This window comes from Streptomyces phaeochromogenes (assembly GCF_001418655.1).
GTDB classification, from domain to species: Bacteria; Actinomycetota; Actinomycetes; order Streptomycetales; family Streptomycetaceae; genus Streptomyces; species Streptomyces phaeochromogenes.
This window is the reverse complement of sequence record NZ_LIQZ01000153.1, coordinates 25,460-42,606: the sequence shown is the minus strand read 5'-3', so window position 1 is coordinate 42,606 and position 17,147 is coordinate 25,460. Positions and strand designations below refer to the sequence as shown.

The following is a 17,147-nucleotide window of genomic DNA, read 5'->3' as shown; positions in this document are numbered from 1 at the left end:
CACCCCCACCGGAGCCGCGGTCGTCGTGGGCACGGTGCCGAGGGCTGTGTTCGTGATGAGGGCGGCCAGTGCGCGGGAGGTGGGGTGGTCGAAGACCAGGGTGGCGGGTAGTTGCAGGCCGGTCGCGGTGGAGAGCAGGTTGCGTAGTTCGACGGCAGCCAGGGAGTCGAACCCGAGGTCCTGGAACGACCGGTCCGGGTCTATGGATCCGGCGCTGTCGTGGCCGAGGACGGCGGCTATGCGACTACAGACCAGGTCGAGGACGAACCGGTCGCGCTCAGGTTCGGTGAACTCGGTGAGCCGTCGCGCGAACGGCAGTCCGGCCGTGGCCGAGCCCTGCGCCCCGGTCGTGGTGGCGGCGGTCCGCAGCGGTGCGCGGACCAGGCCCCGCAGCAGTGGGGGAACGCCGTCGGCGCGGGCGCGAACCGCTGCCCGGTCGATCCGCAGCGTCAGTGCGACGGCCGTGTCGGCGGTGGCCAGCGCACGGTCGAACAGGGCGAGGCTCTCGCTGGGGGACAGCGGTGCCAGGCCCTGGCGCGCGATCCGCTGGAGGCCGACAGCGCCGAGCCCGGCTCCCATGCCCCCGTCGCCCGCCCACAGGCCCCACACATGGGACTGCGCCGGAAGGCCCAGACTCTGCCGGAGTTGGGCCAGAGCGTCCAGGAATGTGTTTGCCGCCGCGTAGTTGGCCTGGCCCGGGGCGTCCAGCAGACCGGCCGAAGAGGAGAACAGTACGAACGTCGACAGGCCCATCTCCCGGGTCAGTTCGTGCAGATGCCACGCCGCGTCCGCCTTCGGCCGCAGCACGGTCTCCAGCCGGTCCGGGGTCAGATCTGCCAGCAGAGCGTCATCCAGGACCCCGGCCGCGTGCACCACACCGGTCAGCCGATGAACCGGATCGATACCGGCCAACAGCCCCGCCAGCGCGCCACGGTCGGCCACATCGCACGCCTCGACCCGCACCACCGCCGCACCCAGTTCCGACAGCTCCGCCACCAACTCGCCCGCACCCGCAGCCGCCATACCCCGACGACTGGCCAGCAGCAGACGCCGTACACCGTGACCGACCACCAGATGCCGGGCCACCAACGCCCCCAGACCACCCGTACCACCCGTCACCAACACCGTGCCGTCCGGATTCCAGGGGGAGGAGGGTGACGAGGGCGTGGCGTCGGTCTCGGGGGCCGGGAGGCGCGCGGCGCGCGGAATCCAGGTGCTGTTGTCGCGGACCGCGATCTCCGGTTCGCCGCAGGCCAGAGCCGCGGCGGCCAGACGTTCCGGCGGGGTGTGCGCGCCGGGGGCGTCGTCCACGAGCAGGAAACGCCCCGGGTGTTCGGCCTGGGCGGAGCGGACCAGGCCCCATACGGCAGCCGCCGCCGGGTCTACGTCCGTGGCACCGCGAGGGAGGGCGACGGCCCCCGCGGTCGACAGGATCAGGCGGGAGGCGGTCGGCCGCTCCTCTGCGAGCCAGGTCTGGAGCAGCGCGAGGGTGGTCGAGGTGGCCATGCGCAGCCGGTGCGGCATCTCGCCGTCCTCGGCGGGGGTGCAGTCGGCGATGATCGTCCTGGGTGCTGTGGCTGTGCCGTCCGTGTCGGTGAGGGCGGTCAGTTCGGCCGCGTCGCACACCACGGCCCAGCGGCCGGGCGGGGCGGACGGTGTTTCGGCCGCTGCCAACCGCTGCCAGTCGACGGCGTAGACAGGGTTGCCGCCGGGGCCGCCAGGGCCGTCGGCCTGGACTTGGTCGGCGGTGATCGGCCGGGACACCAGGGAGGCGACCGAGGCGACGGGCGCGCCTGTCAGATCGGTGATCTCCAACGACACGGCGCCGGAGCCCGGTTGCCCGCCCGTCACGCTGATCCGCGCCCGCACGGTGGCAGCGCCGCGTGCGTGGAGGCGTACACCCGACCAGGCGAAGGGGATGGTGGCCTGTTCGTCGGCGGGCAGGGTGTCGCCGCCGAGGAAGCCGGCACCGTGCAGGACGGCGTCGAGCAGAGCGGGGTGCAGGCCGAAGGACGTGGCTTCGGCCGCCGCCTCCGGGTCCAGGGCGACCTCGGCCAGCACACTGTCCTGGTGCCGCCATGCCGCCCGCACGCCCTGGAACGCCGGGCCGTACACGTAACCCTGAGCGGCCAGGTCTGTGTAGAGGGAGGAGACGTCGAGAGGGACGGCGTCGGCCGGCGGCCAGGCGGCATCACCGTCCTCATCCCCGTCCCTAGCCCTGAACCGGTCCCCAACTTCGTCCTCGGGTCCGCTGTCGGCCCCCCTGTCGGGGGAAAGCAAGCCAGTGGCGTGCAACGTCCAGGAGACGTCCTCGGGGGCGTCCGCCGGGCGGGAGTACATCTCCACGGTTCGGCGGCCCGTTTCGTCGGGGCCGTTCACCACGACCTGGAGGCTGATGCCGCCGCGTTCGGGCACGGCCAGTGGCGCCTGGAGGGCCAGCTCGTCGACGCGCGGGCAGTGGGTCCGTTCCCCGGCGTACGCGGCCAGTTCGACGAAGGCGGTGCCGGACAGCAGGACGGTGCCGAGGATGACGTGGTCCGCCAGCCACGGATGGGCGGTGGACGACAGCCGGCCGGTGAGCACCAGCCCGTCGGAGCCGGGCAGCGGCAGTGCCGCGCCCAGCAGCGGGTGGTCGGCGGGCGCCTGGCCGAACCCGGCCGCGTCGCCGGGGGGAGTGGGAACCTGGAGCCAGTAGTGGCGCCGCTGGAAGGCGTAGGTCGGCAACTCGGCCCGTTCCGCCGGGCGGTCGGCGAAAGCGGGCAGCCAGTCGACGGTCCTGCCGTGCGTGTGCAGCCGCGCCAGCGTCCGCAGCAGCTCGGCGGGTTCGGGCCGGTCGCGGCGCAGTGTGGGCGTGCTCAGCGCCGGGCCGGTCGAATGCTGCTGGGTCGGATACTGCTCGGCCAGCGCGGCCAGTGTGCCGCCCGGCCCCACCTCCACGTACGTGTCCGCCCCGGCGTCCCGCAACGCCGCCAACCCGTCGCCGAACCGGACGGCCTCGCGGACATGACGTACCCAGTACTCCGGCGAGCACAGCTGATCGGCGTCGGCCGGGGCGCCCGTCAGGTTGGAGATCACGGGTATCAACGGGGGTGCGTAGCCGAGCAGTTCGGCGGCCTGCCGGAACTCGGCCAGCATCGGCTCCATCAACGGGGAGTGGAAGGCGTGCGAGACGCGGAGCGGGGTCGCCCTGCCGAGCTGTGCGGTGATCGCGGTTACCGCGTCGCGCGTGCCGGAGACGACCACCGACTCGGGGCCGTTGACAGCGGCCACGGCGACGTCCGTCCGGTCGCCGATCAGCGTACGTACGCGCTCCTCGGGCGCCCGTACCGCGGCCATGGTGCCGCCCTCGGGCAGCGCCTGCATCAGCCGGGCCCGCGCGCCCACGAGGAAGGCGGCGTCCTCCAGGGTCAGTACGCCCGCCACATGGGCGGCGGCCAGCTCGCCGACCGAGTGGCCGGCCACGAAGTCCGGTGTCACGCCCCATGACCGGAGCAGCCGGCTGAGCGCGACCTCGAAGGCGAACAGCGCGGGCTGGGCGTAGCCGGTCCGTTCCAGCAGCCCGGCGTCGGCGGTTCCGGCGGGCCACATCACCTCGTACAGCGGGCGGTCGAGCTGAAGGTCGAGATGTCCCGCGGCCTCGTCCAGCGCCTCGGCGAAGACGGGGAACGCCGCGTACAACTCCCTGCCCATGCCGGGCCATTGGCTGCCCTGGCCGGAGAACAGGAACGCCGTCCGGCCGCCCCCGGGAGCGCCGGTGAACAGCCCGGGGGAGTCGCCCTCGCCGACGGACAGGTGAGATGGATCAGAAGGGTTGGACAGCGCAGACAGGTCCGACAGGTCCGACAGCGCGGACAGGGCGCGCAGTGCGTGATCGCGGTCGTCGACCAGCAGCACCGCGCGGTGCTCCATGGCGGCCCTGGTGGCCAGTTCGTACCCGGCAGCCGTCAGATCCGTGTCGTGCCCGGACAGATGGGCGTGCAGACGCGCGGCCTGCGCGCGCAACGCCCCCCGGCTCCTGGCCGACACGACCAGCGGCACCGCCGGAACAACCGCCGGAACAACCGCCGGAACAACCGCCGGAACGACTGTTGGAACAACTTCCGGAACGACTGTCGGAACCGCCGCTGGAACCGCCGCCGGAACCGCAGACGGCGACCGCTGCTCCTGCGGCCCCCGTCGCGGTGCGGGTTCCTCGGCCTGCTCGATGATGACGTGGGCGTTGGTGCCGCTGATGCCGAACGAGGAGACGCCCGCCCGGCGCGGGCGGTCGTCGGCCTGCCAGGCCCGTTCATCGGTGAGCAGTTCCACCGATCCGGCGGACCAGTCCACATGCGGGGTCGGCGCGTCGACGTGCAGCGTCCGGGGCAGCGTGCCGTGCCGCATGGCCATCAGCATCTTGATGACCCCGGCGATCCCGGCCGCGGCCTGGGTGTGACCGATGTTCGACTTGACGGACCCGAGCCACAGCGGCCGGCCGTCCGGGCGGCCCTGGCCGTAGGTGGCGAGCAGCGCCTGGGCCTCGATCGGGTCGCCGAGGGTGGTGCCGGTGCCGTGTGCCTCCACCGCGTCCACGTCGGCCGCGGTGAGTCCCGCAGTGGCCAGGGCCTGGCGGATCACCCGCTGTTGGGCGGGCCCGTTGGGGGCGGTCAGGCCGTTGGAGGCACCGTCCTGGTTGATCGCGGAACCCCGGATGACGGCCAGCACCTGGTGGCCGTTGCGCCGCGCGTCGGAGAGCCGCTCCAGCAGCACCACGCCGCCGCCCTCGCCCCACCCCGTGCCGTCGGCCGCCGCCGCGAACGGCTTGCAGCGGCCGTCGGCGGCCAGGCCGCGCTGGCGGCTGAAGGCGGTGAACACCCCGGGGCTGCCGATGATCGCCACCCCGCCTGCCAGGGCGAGTTCGCACTCGCCGGCCCGCAGCGACTGGCAGGCCAGGTGCATCGCCACCAGCGAACCGGAGCATGCCGTGTCCACGGTGAGCGTCGGGCCCTCCAGGCCCAGCGCGTAGGCGGCCCGGCCGGAGACGACGCTGGGCGCGGTGCCGGTCAGCAGATAGCCGTCGAGCCCGTCGGGTGCCTCGTGCAGGCGGACCCCGTACTCCTGCGGTTCGGCGCCGACGAACACGCCCGACCTGCTGCCGCGCAGCGAGTGCGGGTCCAGCCCGGCCCGCTCCAGGGCCTCCCAGCACAGCTCCAGGACCAGCCGCTGCTGGGGGTCCATGGCGGTCGCCTCGCGCGGGCTGATGCCGAAGAAGTCGGCGTCGAACTCCCCGGCCCCCTCCAGGAAGGCGGCGTGCCGCACATAGCTGGTGCCCGGCTTGCCCGGATCGGGATCGTAGAGCCCCTCGGTGTCCCAGCCGCGGTCCGTGGGCAGCGGCGAAAGAACATGGCGGCCTTCGGCGATCAGCCGCCACAGCCCGGCCGGGGTGTCCGCGCCGCCCGGGAAGCGGCAGCTCATCGCGACGATCGCGATCGGATCGTCGGACGGCACCGGATCGCGTACCGGTTCGGCGCCCTCGGCGTCCCCGGCCCGCGCGGGACCGCCGAGCGCCAGGTCCTCCAGGCGGCGGGCCAGCACACCGGGCGTCGGGTGATCGAAGACCAGGGTCACCGGAAGGTCCAGCCCGGTGGCGTCGGCCAGCCGGGCGTGCAGATCCACGGCGGCCAGCGAGTCGAATCCCTGCTCCTGGAACGGCAGACCCGCGTCCACGCGTACGGTCCCCGGCGCCTCCTGGCGGACGGCCTCCAGCACCGCGGCGGTCTGCGCGCACACCAGGTCGAGGAGCAGCGCCCGGCGCGCCCCGGCGGGCAGACCCGCGAGCCGCCGGAGCAGTGCCGCCCCGCCGCCGACGACGTCTTGGGACTCTGGGGTCTCGCTCATTCGCGTACTCCACCATTCCAGGAATTCCACGGATTCCGCAGATTCCGCGGACTCGTGGCACCGACGGATCTCCCGGAGGGAATGGGAAATCCCTCCGGGTGAAAGCGATGTGCCGGATTCAGCTGTACGACCGCACGGTCTCGCCGAGGCGTTCGATGACCGCGGCCGGTTGTTCCGTGAGATAGAAATGCCCGCCGGAGAACCACCGGACGGTGAAATTCCCGGCCGCGTGCCGGTGCCAGGCGCGCGCCTGTTCGGCGGTCACCTGGGAGTCGTTGTCGCCCGCGAAGACCTCGACCGGGCAGGACAGAGCCGCCCCGGGATCGCCCGTGTACGTCTCCACGGCCTGGTAGTCGGCGCGTACCGCGGGCAGTACGGCGCGCAGCATCTCCGGGTCGTCGAGCAGCCGTGCGTCGGTGCCGCTGAGCCGCTTGATCTCGGCGACGATCCCGTCGTCGTCGCGCCGGTGCACGTTCTCGCTGCCGCCGAGCGAAGGAGCGCGCCGCCCGGAGGCGATCAGCACGGTCGGCGGGCGCGACTCGCGTTCCATCCGCAGGGCGATCTCGTACGCGATCAGGGCGCCCATGCTGTGCCCGAAGAGCGCCAGCGGGGAGTCGAGCCAGGGCTCCAGCGCGTCGAAGGTCCGGTCGGCCAGCGTCCGCAGGTCGGTGAACGGCCGCTCGGCGCGCCGGTCCTGGCGACCCGGGTACTGCACGGTGAGGACCTCGATGCCGGGACGCAGTGCCGTCGACACCGGGCGGTAGAAGCTCGCGGAGCCGCCCGCGTGCGGAAAGCACACCACCCGGGCCCCGGCACCGGGTGCCGGGTGGAACCGCCGGATCCAGGTGGTGCTGCCTTCAAGTGCCGTGTCCGGCATGGGTTCGCCTCCTGACGGGCCTGTGGTCGTCGTCATGGTCACCGCACCGGCCGGGCACCCCCACCCCTACTGCCCCCTAGGCGCAGGCCGGGGCACCCGTGCGGGGACGGCGGCCGGTTCCGTCCGGCCGGGCGGCCCGGCTGCCCTGGCCCGCAGCGCGCCCCGGTCGATCTTGCGGTTGGCGTTGAGGGGGAACGCGGCCAGGTGCGTGTAGCGGCGCGGAATCAGCCGCTCGGGCAGGGCGCCGCGCAGTGCCCGTGCCAGCCGGCTCGCAGGCGTCGGACGGCCGGTGTAGAAGGCGACCAGCTCCAGGTCGCCGCCGGCCGCGGGCACGGCCACGGTGACGGCCTCCTCGACACCGGCACACGCGCACAGCGCCTGGTCGATCTCGGCCGGCTCCACGCGCCAGCCCTGCACCTGGACCTGGGCGTCCAGCCGGTCCACATAGGCCAGGACACCCTCGGCGACCTCGCGGACACGGTCGCCGGTGCGATACCAGGTGCGCCCGTCGTGCGTCACGAACCGCCCCTGGTGGTCGGCCGGGTCCAGATAGCCGGCGGTCATCTGCGGGCCGGTGATGATGAGTTCGCCCTCGCCGGACACCGGCTCGCAGTCCGCGTCGACCAGCAGATGGTCATGTCCCTTGTGTACGGCGCCGATCGGGACGATGCCGTGCACGGCCAGGTCCTCGGAGGTCTCCGGTGACCACTCGTAGCCGCATATCGTGATCGTCAGCTCGGTGGGGCCGTACAGGTTCTCCACGGTCGAAGTGGGCGCGGCGCGCTGCCAGTCGGCGGCGTCGGCGCACTTCAGCGCCTCCCCGGCGAAGATGCTCCAGCGCAGGCCCGGCAGCGCCCCGGCGCCCAGACCGGCCGTGCGGCGGACCAGCGAGATGGCGCTCGGGGTGGAGAACCACACGGTCAGTCCCGCCTCGGCCGCGAACGCCGGTACGTCGCGGAAGGCGGCGGCCGGCAGCTGCTGAACGGTGGCGCCGGCGCCCCACGCGCAGAACAGGTCGAACATGGCGCAGTCGAAGTTCAGGTCGAAGGTCTGGGAGAAGACGTCCTCCGGGCCGAAGTCGTAGCGCGCGTCGAGGACTTGGAAGTAGTGGTCCGTGCTGCCGTGCGAGATCCGTACCCCCTTGGGGCGCCCGGTGGAGCCGGAGGTGAACAGCACATAGGCCGTGTCCCCGGCGTCGGCCGGCAGCGGCTCGCCCAGTGCGTGCGCCGCGTCGACCGGCACCGAGCCGGCCGATACCTCGTCGGGGGCCAGCACCGGGATGCCCGGGGCGGGACCGGGTGCCCCGGTGAGCAGGGCGCGGCCCGCGGCGTCCGCGATCACCGCGGACACCCCGGCCGCCTCCAGCATGTGCCGGGTCCGGGCGGCGGGGAAGTCGGTGCTCAGCGGCACGACGGCGGCGCCCGCGTACAGCGCCGCCAGCACCCCGGCATAGGCGTGCGGGCCCTTGGTGGCCAGCACGCCGATCGCGGCAGGCCGGTGTCCCGCCGCCCGCAACAGTGCGCCCGCCCACGTCAGAGCCCGCTCGTGGAGCGCCTCGTAGCTGAGGGACCAGCCGGGGCCGCGAACCGCCGCCCGGCGCGGGGCGACGGCCAGACCGCGCAGGAAACGGGCGTGCAGGGCAGCGCCGTAGGCACCGAGCGAGGCCTGGGAAGTCGCCCCGGTCATCGTCCGTCCCCTCCCGCCCTGACCGCGGCCGGCCGCCGCGGCTGGAGCGCCAGCCGCGGATTGACCCGTACGACCTCGAAGTGGGCGGTGGTGCGCCTGACCCGCCCGAACAGGTTGTCCGGACCGGCGACATGGACCGTGCCCACACCCCGGCCGAGCAGTGCGTCCACCACGGTGGGCCAGCGGAGCGGCCGGACGATGCCGTCCAGCAGCAGCGTCCTGACCTCGTCGCCGGTGTGCAGCAGCGTGCCGTCGTGGTCCGAGACCACCGGCAGGCGGGGATCGGCGAACGGCAGCCTGCCGAGCACCTCGTCCTCGGCCTTGCGGCGCAGCGCGCCGAACGCGTCGGAGTGCAGGGGCGGGCGCATCGTGTACAGCGACATGCCCCCGAGGGCACGGATCCGGCCCTTGAACCACTCCAGGGCCGCTTCGCGCAGCGACACCATGTGGAAGTCGTCGTCGATGTAACAGGCCATGTCGTGCCACTCGTTGCGCTCGTCCAACTCGCCCAGCACCTCGTCCAGCCCCGCGCGCGGGGTGCGGACGAACGAGAGCGTCACCACGTCGCGGTGCTCGGAGGCGAAGTACTCCTCCTGGCAGCGGGCGAGCCGGGCGGTCATCAGCACGGCCTCGGAGAACGGCAGACAGCCGACGTACGCGGCGGCGGTCTTGCCGCCGAAGCTCGGCCCCGCGCACAACTGCGGCGCCATGCCGAGCTCCGCCTCGGCCCACTCGGCCAGCGCCAGGCAGTTGGCCAGGAACGCCACCTGCGCCGCCTCGGTGTAGTCGTGCTCGGAGTCGCGGTACCGGTCGATCAGGGAGTAGCCCAGGACCTCCCCGGCGATCGCCGCCCGGCGGCGGGCGAACGGATTGACCACCATGAACCTGCCCACGTCCGCGAAGGACGACGCCCCCATACCGGGGAACACCACCGCTGAGCCCGACCGGGCACCCGTACGGGAATCACCCTGCATATCCACTCACCCTCCGTTGCGCTGCGCCCGAATATGAGGGAAGGAACGGCGCGGGAGAACCCCTAACGCCAACGGGCATACGTCGGGGGAGGGTTAAGGGCCGCGGGATCCTCCTAGGGGTTGGCCGCCCGGGGCACCCCTCATACCGTCGCAACTCGGCATTCCGTGTCCGACGGGAGAATTCGCATGCGCGTGCTTTTCACAGTCCTGGCCCTCGATTCGCACTTCTACAATTCCGTTCCGATCGCCTGGGCGCTGCGCGCCGCGGGGCACGAAGTGCGGGTCGCCAGTCAGCCCGACCTCACCGAGACGATCACGCGTGCCGGGCTCACCGCCGTCCCGGTGGGCGAGGAACTGGCCCTGCTCCAGCGGTCCCAGCAGTCCGCGGAGAGCAGCGAGCCCGGCTACGGGACCGGCTACGACCTCACCGAGACCGACCCCCAGAAGCTGACCTGGGAGTACGTCCGGGACACGTTCGGGGCGTACACCTACGTCGCCGAGGGCGTCGGCAGCCAGACCATGCTGGAGGACCTGGCCCGCTTCGCCCGAGAGTGGCAGCCCGACCTGGTGGTCTGGGACGCCATGACATACGTGGGCCCGGTGGTGGCCCGCGCCTGCGGGGCGGCCCACGCGCGGCTGCTGTTCGGCACCGACCACTGGGCCCGGATGCGCGAGGTGTTCCTGGAGCGTGGCGCGGAGCAGACACCGGAGGACAGGATGGACGCGATGGCGGGCTGGATGGCCGCGCGGCTGAGCTCGCTCGGCCTGGACCCGGAGGGCGCCGGGGCATTCGGCGAGGACCTGGTCGTCGGCCAGCGCACCATCGACCCCCTCCCGTCGTGGGTGCGCGTCCCGGCCGGCCTCGACCGGCTGCCCGTACGCCCGGTCATGTACAACGGGCCCGCCGTGGTGCCCGACTGGGTGCACGAGCGGCCCAAGCTGCCCCGGGTCGTCCTCACCCTGGGCCTGTCGCTGCCGGGCGCGTACAAGGAGGGCTTCCCGATCGGCGACCTGCTCGCCGCCGCGGCCGACCTGGAGGTCGAGCTGATCGCGACGGCCGGCGCCGAGGCCGCCGAAGCACTGGCCGGGTCGGGGCTGCCGGACAACGTCCGGATCGTCGACTTCGTGCCGCTCAACGAGGTGCTGCCGACCTGCTCGGCGATCATCCACCACGGTGGCATGGGCACCCTGCAGAACGCCCTGCGGCACGGAGTTCCGCAGATCGTCGTCCCCGGCTGGCTGTGGGACGAGAAGGGCAACGCGGTGGCGCTGGAGCAGCAGGGCGCGGGACTGGTCATCGACCCGTCGGAGTTCACCGCCGACACGCTGCGGGAGAAGCTGGCCCGGCTGCTGGCCGAACCCGGGTTCCGGCAGAACGCCGACCGGCTGCGCACGGAGCTGCTGGCCCTGCCCACCCCGCACGACATCGTGCCCGAACTGGAGCGGCTGGCGGCCGAGCGCGGCGGCCGGCGCCCCGTGGCGGAGTGACCACCATGCCGGTCACACCTGACACCGGGGGGCGTCCCGTGGCGCCCCCGCGGCCGGGCGCGGCCGGACCCATGAAACGCATGAAGGGCATCCTGCTGGCCGGCGGTCACGGGACCCGGCTGCATCCGGTGACCGTGGCGGTGTCCAAGCAACTGCTGCCGGTCAACGACAAGCCGATGATCTACTACCCGCTGTCGGCGCTGATGCTGGCCGGGATCCGCGAGATCACGGTCATCTCCACCCCGGCCGACCTGCCGCAGATCCGGCGGCTGCTGGGCGACGGCTCCGATCTGGGGCTGTGGCTCGACTACGTGGAACAGCCGGTGCCCGGCGGCCTGGCCGAGGCGTTCGTGCTGGCCGCCGACGCCATCGGCGACGACCCGGTCGCGCTGGTGCTGGGCGACAACATCTTCCACGGGCACAACTTCTACGAGACCCTCCAGCGGAACTCCCCGGACGACATCGACGGGTGTGTGCTCTTCGGCTACCCCGTGGACGACCCGCACCGGTACGGCGTGGGCGAGACCGACGCGGACGGCCGGCTGATCACGATCGAGGAGAAGCCGGCCAGGCCGCGGTCCAACCGGGCCGTCGTCGGCCTCTACTTCTACGACAACGAGGTTGTCGACATCGCCAAGAACCTGCGGCCCTCGGCCCGAGGCGAACTGGAGATCACCGACGTCAACCAGCACTACCTGCGGCGCGGCAAGGCCCGGTTGGTCGACCTCGGCCGGGGCTTCGCCTGGCTCGACGCCGGCACCCCGGGCTCACTGCTGGCGGCAGGACAGTACGTACATGTGCTGGAGCAGCGGCAGGGCGTCCGGATCGCCTGCGTCGAGGAGGTGGCGCTGCGGATGGGCTTCATCGACGCGGCGGCCTGCCACGAACTCGGCAGCCGGCAGCCCTCCTCCGAGTACGGCGCGTATGTGCGCGCAGTCGCCGAAGAACTGTCCTGACCCCGCACGGACGGTGCGCGAGCGGTAAGCGGCCGGTGCGTGGGCGGTAAGACCAACTAGGGAGACTCAGTCCCATGGAATCCTCACCCGCCGTCGGGAGCTTCCAGAAGGCGGCCACACTGGCCATCGCCTGCCTGGCGGTCCTCCTGCTGACCGTCGACCTCACCGTGCTGCATCTGGCCGTGCCCGCCCTGGTCACCGATCTGGGGCCCTCGGGCACACAGATCCTGTGGATCGCCGACATCTACGGCTTCGTCGTGGCCGGTCTGCTGATCACCATGGGCTCGATCGGCGACCGTATCGGCCGCAAGCGGCTGCTGCTGCTCGGCACCGGCGCGTTCGCGGTCGCCTCGGTGCTGTCGGCGTACGCGCCCAGCGCCGAACTGCTGATCGTGGCGCGCACATTGCTCGGTGTGGCCGGCGCGGCCATCATGCCCTCCACGCTGTCGATCATCCGCAACGTCTTCACCGATCCCAAGCAGCGCACCGCGGCGATCGGCGTGTGGAGCGGGGTGTCGGCGTCCGGGTTCGTGGTCGGCCCCATCGTCGGCGGTCTGCTGCTCGACTCCTTCTGGTGGGGTTCGGTCTTCCTGATCAACCTGCCGATCCTGCTGGCGATCGGCGTGGCCGGTTTCCTGATCCTGCCCGAGTCGCGCGACCCCTCACCGGGCCGGCTGGACCCGCTGAGCGTGGTGCTGTCGGTGGGTGGTCTCATCGCCGTGGTGTACGCGATCAAGGAGGCGGCGAAGGACGGGGTGGCCCAGGTCGGCGTGGGCGTGACGGCGCTCGTCGGCGTGGTCGCCCTGACGGTCTTCGTGAAGCGGCAGACCAGGCTCAGCCATCCGCTGATCGATGTGCGGCTCTTCCGCCGGATCGCCTTCTCCGGGGCGATCAGCACCAACATGTTCGCCATGTTCGCGATGGTCGCCCAGTCGCTGATCTTCGCGCAGTACTTCCAGTCGGTGCTGGGCTGGTCGCCGCTGAAAGCCGGTCTGGCCGGTCTGCCGGGCGCCGCCGGGGCGACACTCGGCGGGGTGCTCGCGGCGCCCCTGATCACCGCCATCGGACGGGCCCGCGTGGTCTTCCTGGGGATGGGTCTGGCCGCGGTCGGCATCAGCTGCTACACGATGGCCGGTCTGACGCTGAACTACCCGGTGTTCGTACTGGCCATGGTGCCGGCCGGGCTGGGCTTCGGCATGGCGTTCACGGTCACCGGCGACACCGTCCTCGCGACCGTGCCCAAGGAACGGGCCGGATCCGGCGCCGCCATCTCGGAGACGTCCATGGAGGTCGGCGGCGCGCTGGGCATCGCCGTGCTCGGCAGCGTGCTGAACGCCGCCTACGCCCGCGGGCTGGACCTGCCGCCCGGAGTGCCGGCGGACGCCGTGCCGGCCGTCGAGGAGTCGATCAGTACCGCGGTCCTGACCTCCGCCTCGCTGCCACCGGAGGTGGCGGACCAAGTCCTGGAAGCGGCACGGCAGTCGTTCATCGACGCCTTCCACGCCACCGCGCTGGTCGCCGCCGGGGTGATCGCCTGCGTCGCGGTGTTCGCCCTGGTGGCGCTACGCAACGTGCCCAAGGTGATCGCGGAGCCGTCCGACGACGACCCGACCGGCTCGGACGATGCGGACGACCCGGACGGCACGGCCGAGCCGGACGGCTCGGGTGGCCAGACCGCCAAGGACGGCGCGGGTGTCGCGGGTGTCGCGAACAGCTCCGGCAAAGCGGCCACCTAGGCCGAGCCGGAACGTCGCGGACGGCTCGGACGGTTCACCGGCGATGACCGTGCCAGGAACGTGAACCAGTGCCTGGGCCCGAACACGGGCCACCGACTGGGACAGGAGCACGAGCCACCGACCGGGCCGGGAACACAGGCCACCGACCGGGCCAGGAGCACGAGCCACTCAATGGCCTGGGAACACGGGCCACGACCGCGCCGGAGCATGAACCGCTGACCGGGCCAACTGGCAAGCGGGTGACGCCAGTTACTGCCCCTGCCCGGGAGGGAGGGGGCGGCACCCCTTTGCCCGGGTTCTCCGTCAGCCCACGCCCTCCGGGGGACCCGCGGTCACCCGGGGGTGTGGTCGAGGAAGGTCAGGGCCGCCTGCCGGTCCATCGTCCGGCCCCGCCCGTAGGCGGTCCGGTAGGCGTCCGGGCCCAGCCGGTCGGCCGCCTGCCGGGCGATACGCGCCACGTCCGGGTCGTGCGCCCGGGAGATTCCCCGCAGGCCGGCGCCGAGTCCGAGCTGCACCGCCGCCCGCGTCACGTCCCCGGTCAGCAGCGTGGCGCCGGCCAGCGCCTCCACGGCCTCAGCGGCACCGGCCAGGTTGTGGCCGATCGTCACGTCCAGCGCCCGCCGGTGCCATTCGGCGGCCCGTGCCGGATCCCGCTCGGCCTCGGCGATCCGGCCCAGCGCCACGAACACCCGGGCCCGCAGCTCCTCGGCCGCGAACCAGCCGGTGGCACACGCCCCCAGCGCCGCCTCGTACCGCAGCCGGGCCTCCCGCGGATCGCCGCCCAGCCGGGCGATCTCACCCAGGCCCCACTCGACGGCCGCGGGACGCTGCGGCGCCCCGTTCTCCCGCGCGGTCCCGGCCGCCCGCTCGTACGCCTCCCGCGCCCGGCCGAACTCGCCCACCGCCACCAGCCCGTCGCCCTTGCGGCACAGCAGATCCGCGATGTCCTCCACCGCGCCCAACCGCCCCGCCAGCTCCAACGCCTCGTCGTACAGCGTCTGCGAGCGCTCCGGGCGGCCCCGCCAGCCCGCCAGCATGGCCAGCTCCGCCAGGCACAGCACCGTTCCCCAGCGATCCCCCTGGGACCGGAACTCGCCCAGTGACCGCTCGAACTGCCGCTCGGCCTCCGCCACTTCGCCGCCGAAGAGCGCCATGTGCCCCTGGCCCAGCCGGACCAGCGCCCCCGACCAGGGATCGGAGCGCTCCAGGAGCCCGGACACCTCCAGCGGTCGCGGCAGCCCCGTGCCCATCACCCACAGCACGGTCAGAAAGGGGTAGCGGGGTGGCCAGAACGGCTCGGCCATCACCGTCTCGGCACGCGCCAGATGTGCCTGGAGTGCCCTGCCCGCCTCGCCTTTGGCCGCCGCGTTCAGCACGCACAGCACGTACTCCTCCTCCAGCCCGGCGGGCGGTCCCGTACCGATCTCCCGCAGCAGCTCGACGGAGGCTGAGGCGCCGTCCGTGCGCAGCCCGCGCAGCCACCAGTACGACGACAGCGCGGCGATCATGCCCAGCGCCAGCTCCTGATCGCCACGCACCGCCCAGCGCAGCGCGGCCTGGAGATCGGCGTGCTCCTCGGCCAGCCGCGACAGCCACGTCAGCTGTCCCGCGCCGCGCAGGTGCGGCTCGGCGGCCCGCGCCAGTTCGGCGAAGTACTCCGCGTGCCGGCGCAGCAGTCGCTCCTCCTCGCCCGCTTCGGCCAGCCGCTCCGCGCAGAACGCCCGTACGGTGCTGAGCATCCGGTATCGCCCGCCGTTGCCCTCGATCAGCGACTTGTCGGCCAGCCCGGCGAGCAGCTCCACCGCCTCGGCGTCCGGCAGCCCGCACACGCTGCCCGCCGCCTCCAGGGTGAAGGGGCCCGCGAACACCGTCAGCCGCATGGCCAGCCGCTGTTCGTCCTCCTCCAACAGGTCCCAGCTCCAGCCCACCACCGCGCGCAGCGTCTGATGGCGCGGCGAGGCCGTGCGGCTGCCCCGGCTCAGCAGCCGGAACCGGTCGTCGAGACGGGCGGCGACGGCGTCCACCGGCAGCGCGCGAACCCGGGCCGCCGCCAGCTCGATCGCCAGTGGCAGACCGTCCAGGGCGCGGCAGATCCGTACCACGGCGGACACGTTCTCCTCGTCCACCCGGAAACCGGGGCGCACCGCGGCCGTCCGGTCGGCGAACAGACGGACCGCCGGATACTCCGTGGCCCGTTGCGCGGTGACCCCCTCCGGCGGCGGGGCGAGCGGCGGCAGCGGACACAGCATCTCGCCGGTGATGCCCAGCGCCTCCCGGCTCGTGGCGAGCACCCGCACCCGGGGGCAGGAACTCAGCAGCCGGTGCACCAGCGCCGCGGCCTCCTCGATCACGTGCTCGCAGTTGTCCAGCACCAGCAGCACCGACGTGCCGGACAGCGCGGTGGTGAGCCGCTCGACGGCGTCCGGCGGCTGCCCCTGACGCCCGCCGGGGGCAAGCACGCCCTCCCGCATGCCCAGCGCGTTCAGCACCAGTTGCGGCACCCCGAGGCTGTCCCGAGTGCCGCCCAGGTCGACGAACGCGGTGGCGCCCGCCTCCCGGCCCGCGGCCTCGATCGCCAGCCTGGTCTTGCCCGCGCCCCCGGGACCGACCACGGTGACCAGCCGGGCGCCCCCGCCGCGCTCCAGGGGCCCCAGCAGCCGGCCCACCCGCTCCAGTTCGTCGCGGCGCCCGACGAAACTGGTCAGCTGCGCGGGCAGCGGGGTGCGGGTGCCGCCGACGGAGACCGAGACCGAGAGCGAGGCCGGGACCGGTGGGGCCGCCGGGGTCAGCGAGGCGTCGCCCCGCAGCACCGCCAGCTGCACCGCGCACAGTTCGTCGGAGGGGTCGTTGCCCAGCTCGTCGGCCAGCGTGCGGCGCAGCTCCTGGAAGACCGCCAGCGCCTCGGCGCGTCGGCCGCAGCCGTGGAGCGCACGCATCAACTGCCCGTGCGGGCGCTCGCGCAGCGGGTGGTCAGCGACCAACTGCCGTAACCCGGTGACCAGTTCACGATGCCTGCCCAGGGCGAGATCCGCCTCGGCCCGGTCCTCCAGAGCCTCCAGCCGCAGTTCGTCCAAGCGCACCGCCTGCGCGCGGGCGAACGGAGCCCCGTCCAGTCCGGCGAGCGCCGGCCCGGACCACAGGGCCAGTGCCTCGCGCAGCAGTTCGGCGGCCCGGCCGTGGTCGCCCGCGGCCAGCTCCCGTCTGCCGTGCGCGCTCAACCGCTCGAAGCGATGCGCGTCGATGTCCTGCGGGTCGGCCGCCAGCCGGTACCCGGCGGCATGGGACTCGACCAGCTCGCGGCGGTCGGCCTTGCGCAACTCGCGGCGCAGCCGGGAGACCTGCGAGTGCAGCGCGTTGAGCGCGTCTCCCGGAGGACGGCTGCCGTACAGGCCGTCGATCAGGGTGTCGACCGTGACCGGCCGGTCGGCGTGCAGCGCCAGCAGGACGAGCAGCGAGCGGGCCCGGGGACCGCGGATCTCGACCGGGCTCAGGTCGTCGCGCAGCACCCTCAACTCGCCCAGGACCCACAGCCACATACTCCGATTATCACCGA

General features: G+C 73.1%; 8 protein-coding genes. 3 read left to right on the top strand and 5 right to left on the bottom strand.

The window, feature by feature from the left end:
* From AOK17_RS53585 to AOK17_RS21040, 4 genes are all read right to left on the bottom strand, one after another.
* Window positions 1–5,877: type I polyketide synthase (locus AOK17_RS53585; protein WP_157881367.1), on the bottom strand; the 5,877-nt coding region annotated here is incomplete at its 3' end.
* A 118-nt stretch (window positions 5,878–5,995) separates the two neighbouring features.
* Complete coding sequence (locus tag AOK17_RS21050) at window positions 5,996–6,754, bottom strand: thioesterase II family protein (protein WP_055614067.1); 759 nt, start codon at window positions 6,752–6,754, stop codon at window positions 5,996–5,998.
* Between the two features lie 66 nt (window positions 6,755–6,820).
* The gene (locus AOK17_RS21045; RefSeq protein ID WP_055614066.1) at window positions 6,821–8,440 is read right to left on the bottom strand and encodes an AMP-binding protein; all 1,620 of its coding nucleotides are present in this window, start codon (window positions 8,438–8,440) and stop codon (window positions 6,821–6,823) included.
* Complete coding sequence (locus tag AOK17_RS21040) at window positions 8,437–9,414, bottom strand: ACP S-malonyltransferase (protein ID WP_206190796.1); 978 nt, start codon at window positions 9,412–9,414, stop codon at window positions 8,437–8,439. Before AOK17_RS21040 ends, AOK17_RS21045 begins: the two co-directional genes overlap by 4 nt.
* A gap of 186 nt (window positions 9,415–9,600) precedes the next feature.
* Here AOK17_RS21040 and AOK17_RS21035 point away from each other — a divergent pair, with 186 nt between their 5' ends.
* The 3 genes from AOK17_RS21035 to AOK17_RS21025 all read left to right on the top strand — a co-directional run bounded on the left by AOK17_RS21035 (window position 9,601) and on the right by AOK17_RS21025 (window position 13,594).
* On the top strand, window positions 9,601–10,902 hold the full coding sequence (locus AOK17_RS21035; protein ID WP_055614065.1) for an activator-dependent family glycosyltransferase: 1,302 nt from the start codon (window positions 9,601–9,603) through the stop codon (window positions 10,900–10,902).
* Window positions 10,903–10,982: 80 nt separating this feature from the next.
* The gene (rfbA, locus tag AOK17_RS21030; protein WP_055614064.1) at window positions 10,983–11,858 is read left to right on the top strand and encodes a glucose-1-phosphate thymidylyltransferase RfbA; all 876 of its coding nucleotides are present in this window, start codon (window positions 10,983–10,985) and stop codon (window positions 11,856–11,858) included.
* 74 nt (window positions 11,859–11,932) lie between these two features.
* Window positions 11,933–13,594 carry an MFS transporter gene (locus AOK17_RS21025; protein ID WP_055614063.1) on the top strand — a complete coding sequence of 554 codons (1,662 nt, stop codon included), beginning with the start codon at window positions 11,933–11,935 and terminating at the stop codon, window positions 13,592–13,594.
* Between the two features lie 332 nt (window positions 13,595–13,926).
* Here AOK17_RS21025 and AOK17_RS21020 read toward each other — a convergent pair whose 3' ends face one another.
* Window positions 13,927–17,130 carry an ATP-binding protein gene (locus tag AOK17_RS21020; protein WP_055614062.1) on the bottom strand — a complete coding sequence of 1,068 codons (3,204 nt, stop codon included), beginning with the start codon at window positions 17,128–17,130 and terminating at the stop codon, window positions 13,927–13,929.
* Window positions 17,131–17,147 lie beyond the last annotated feature (17 nt).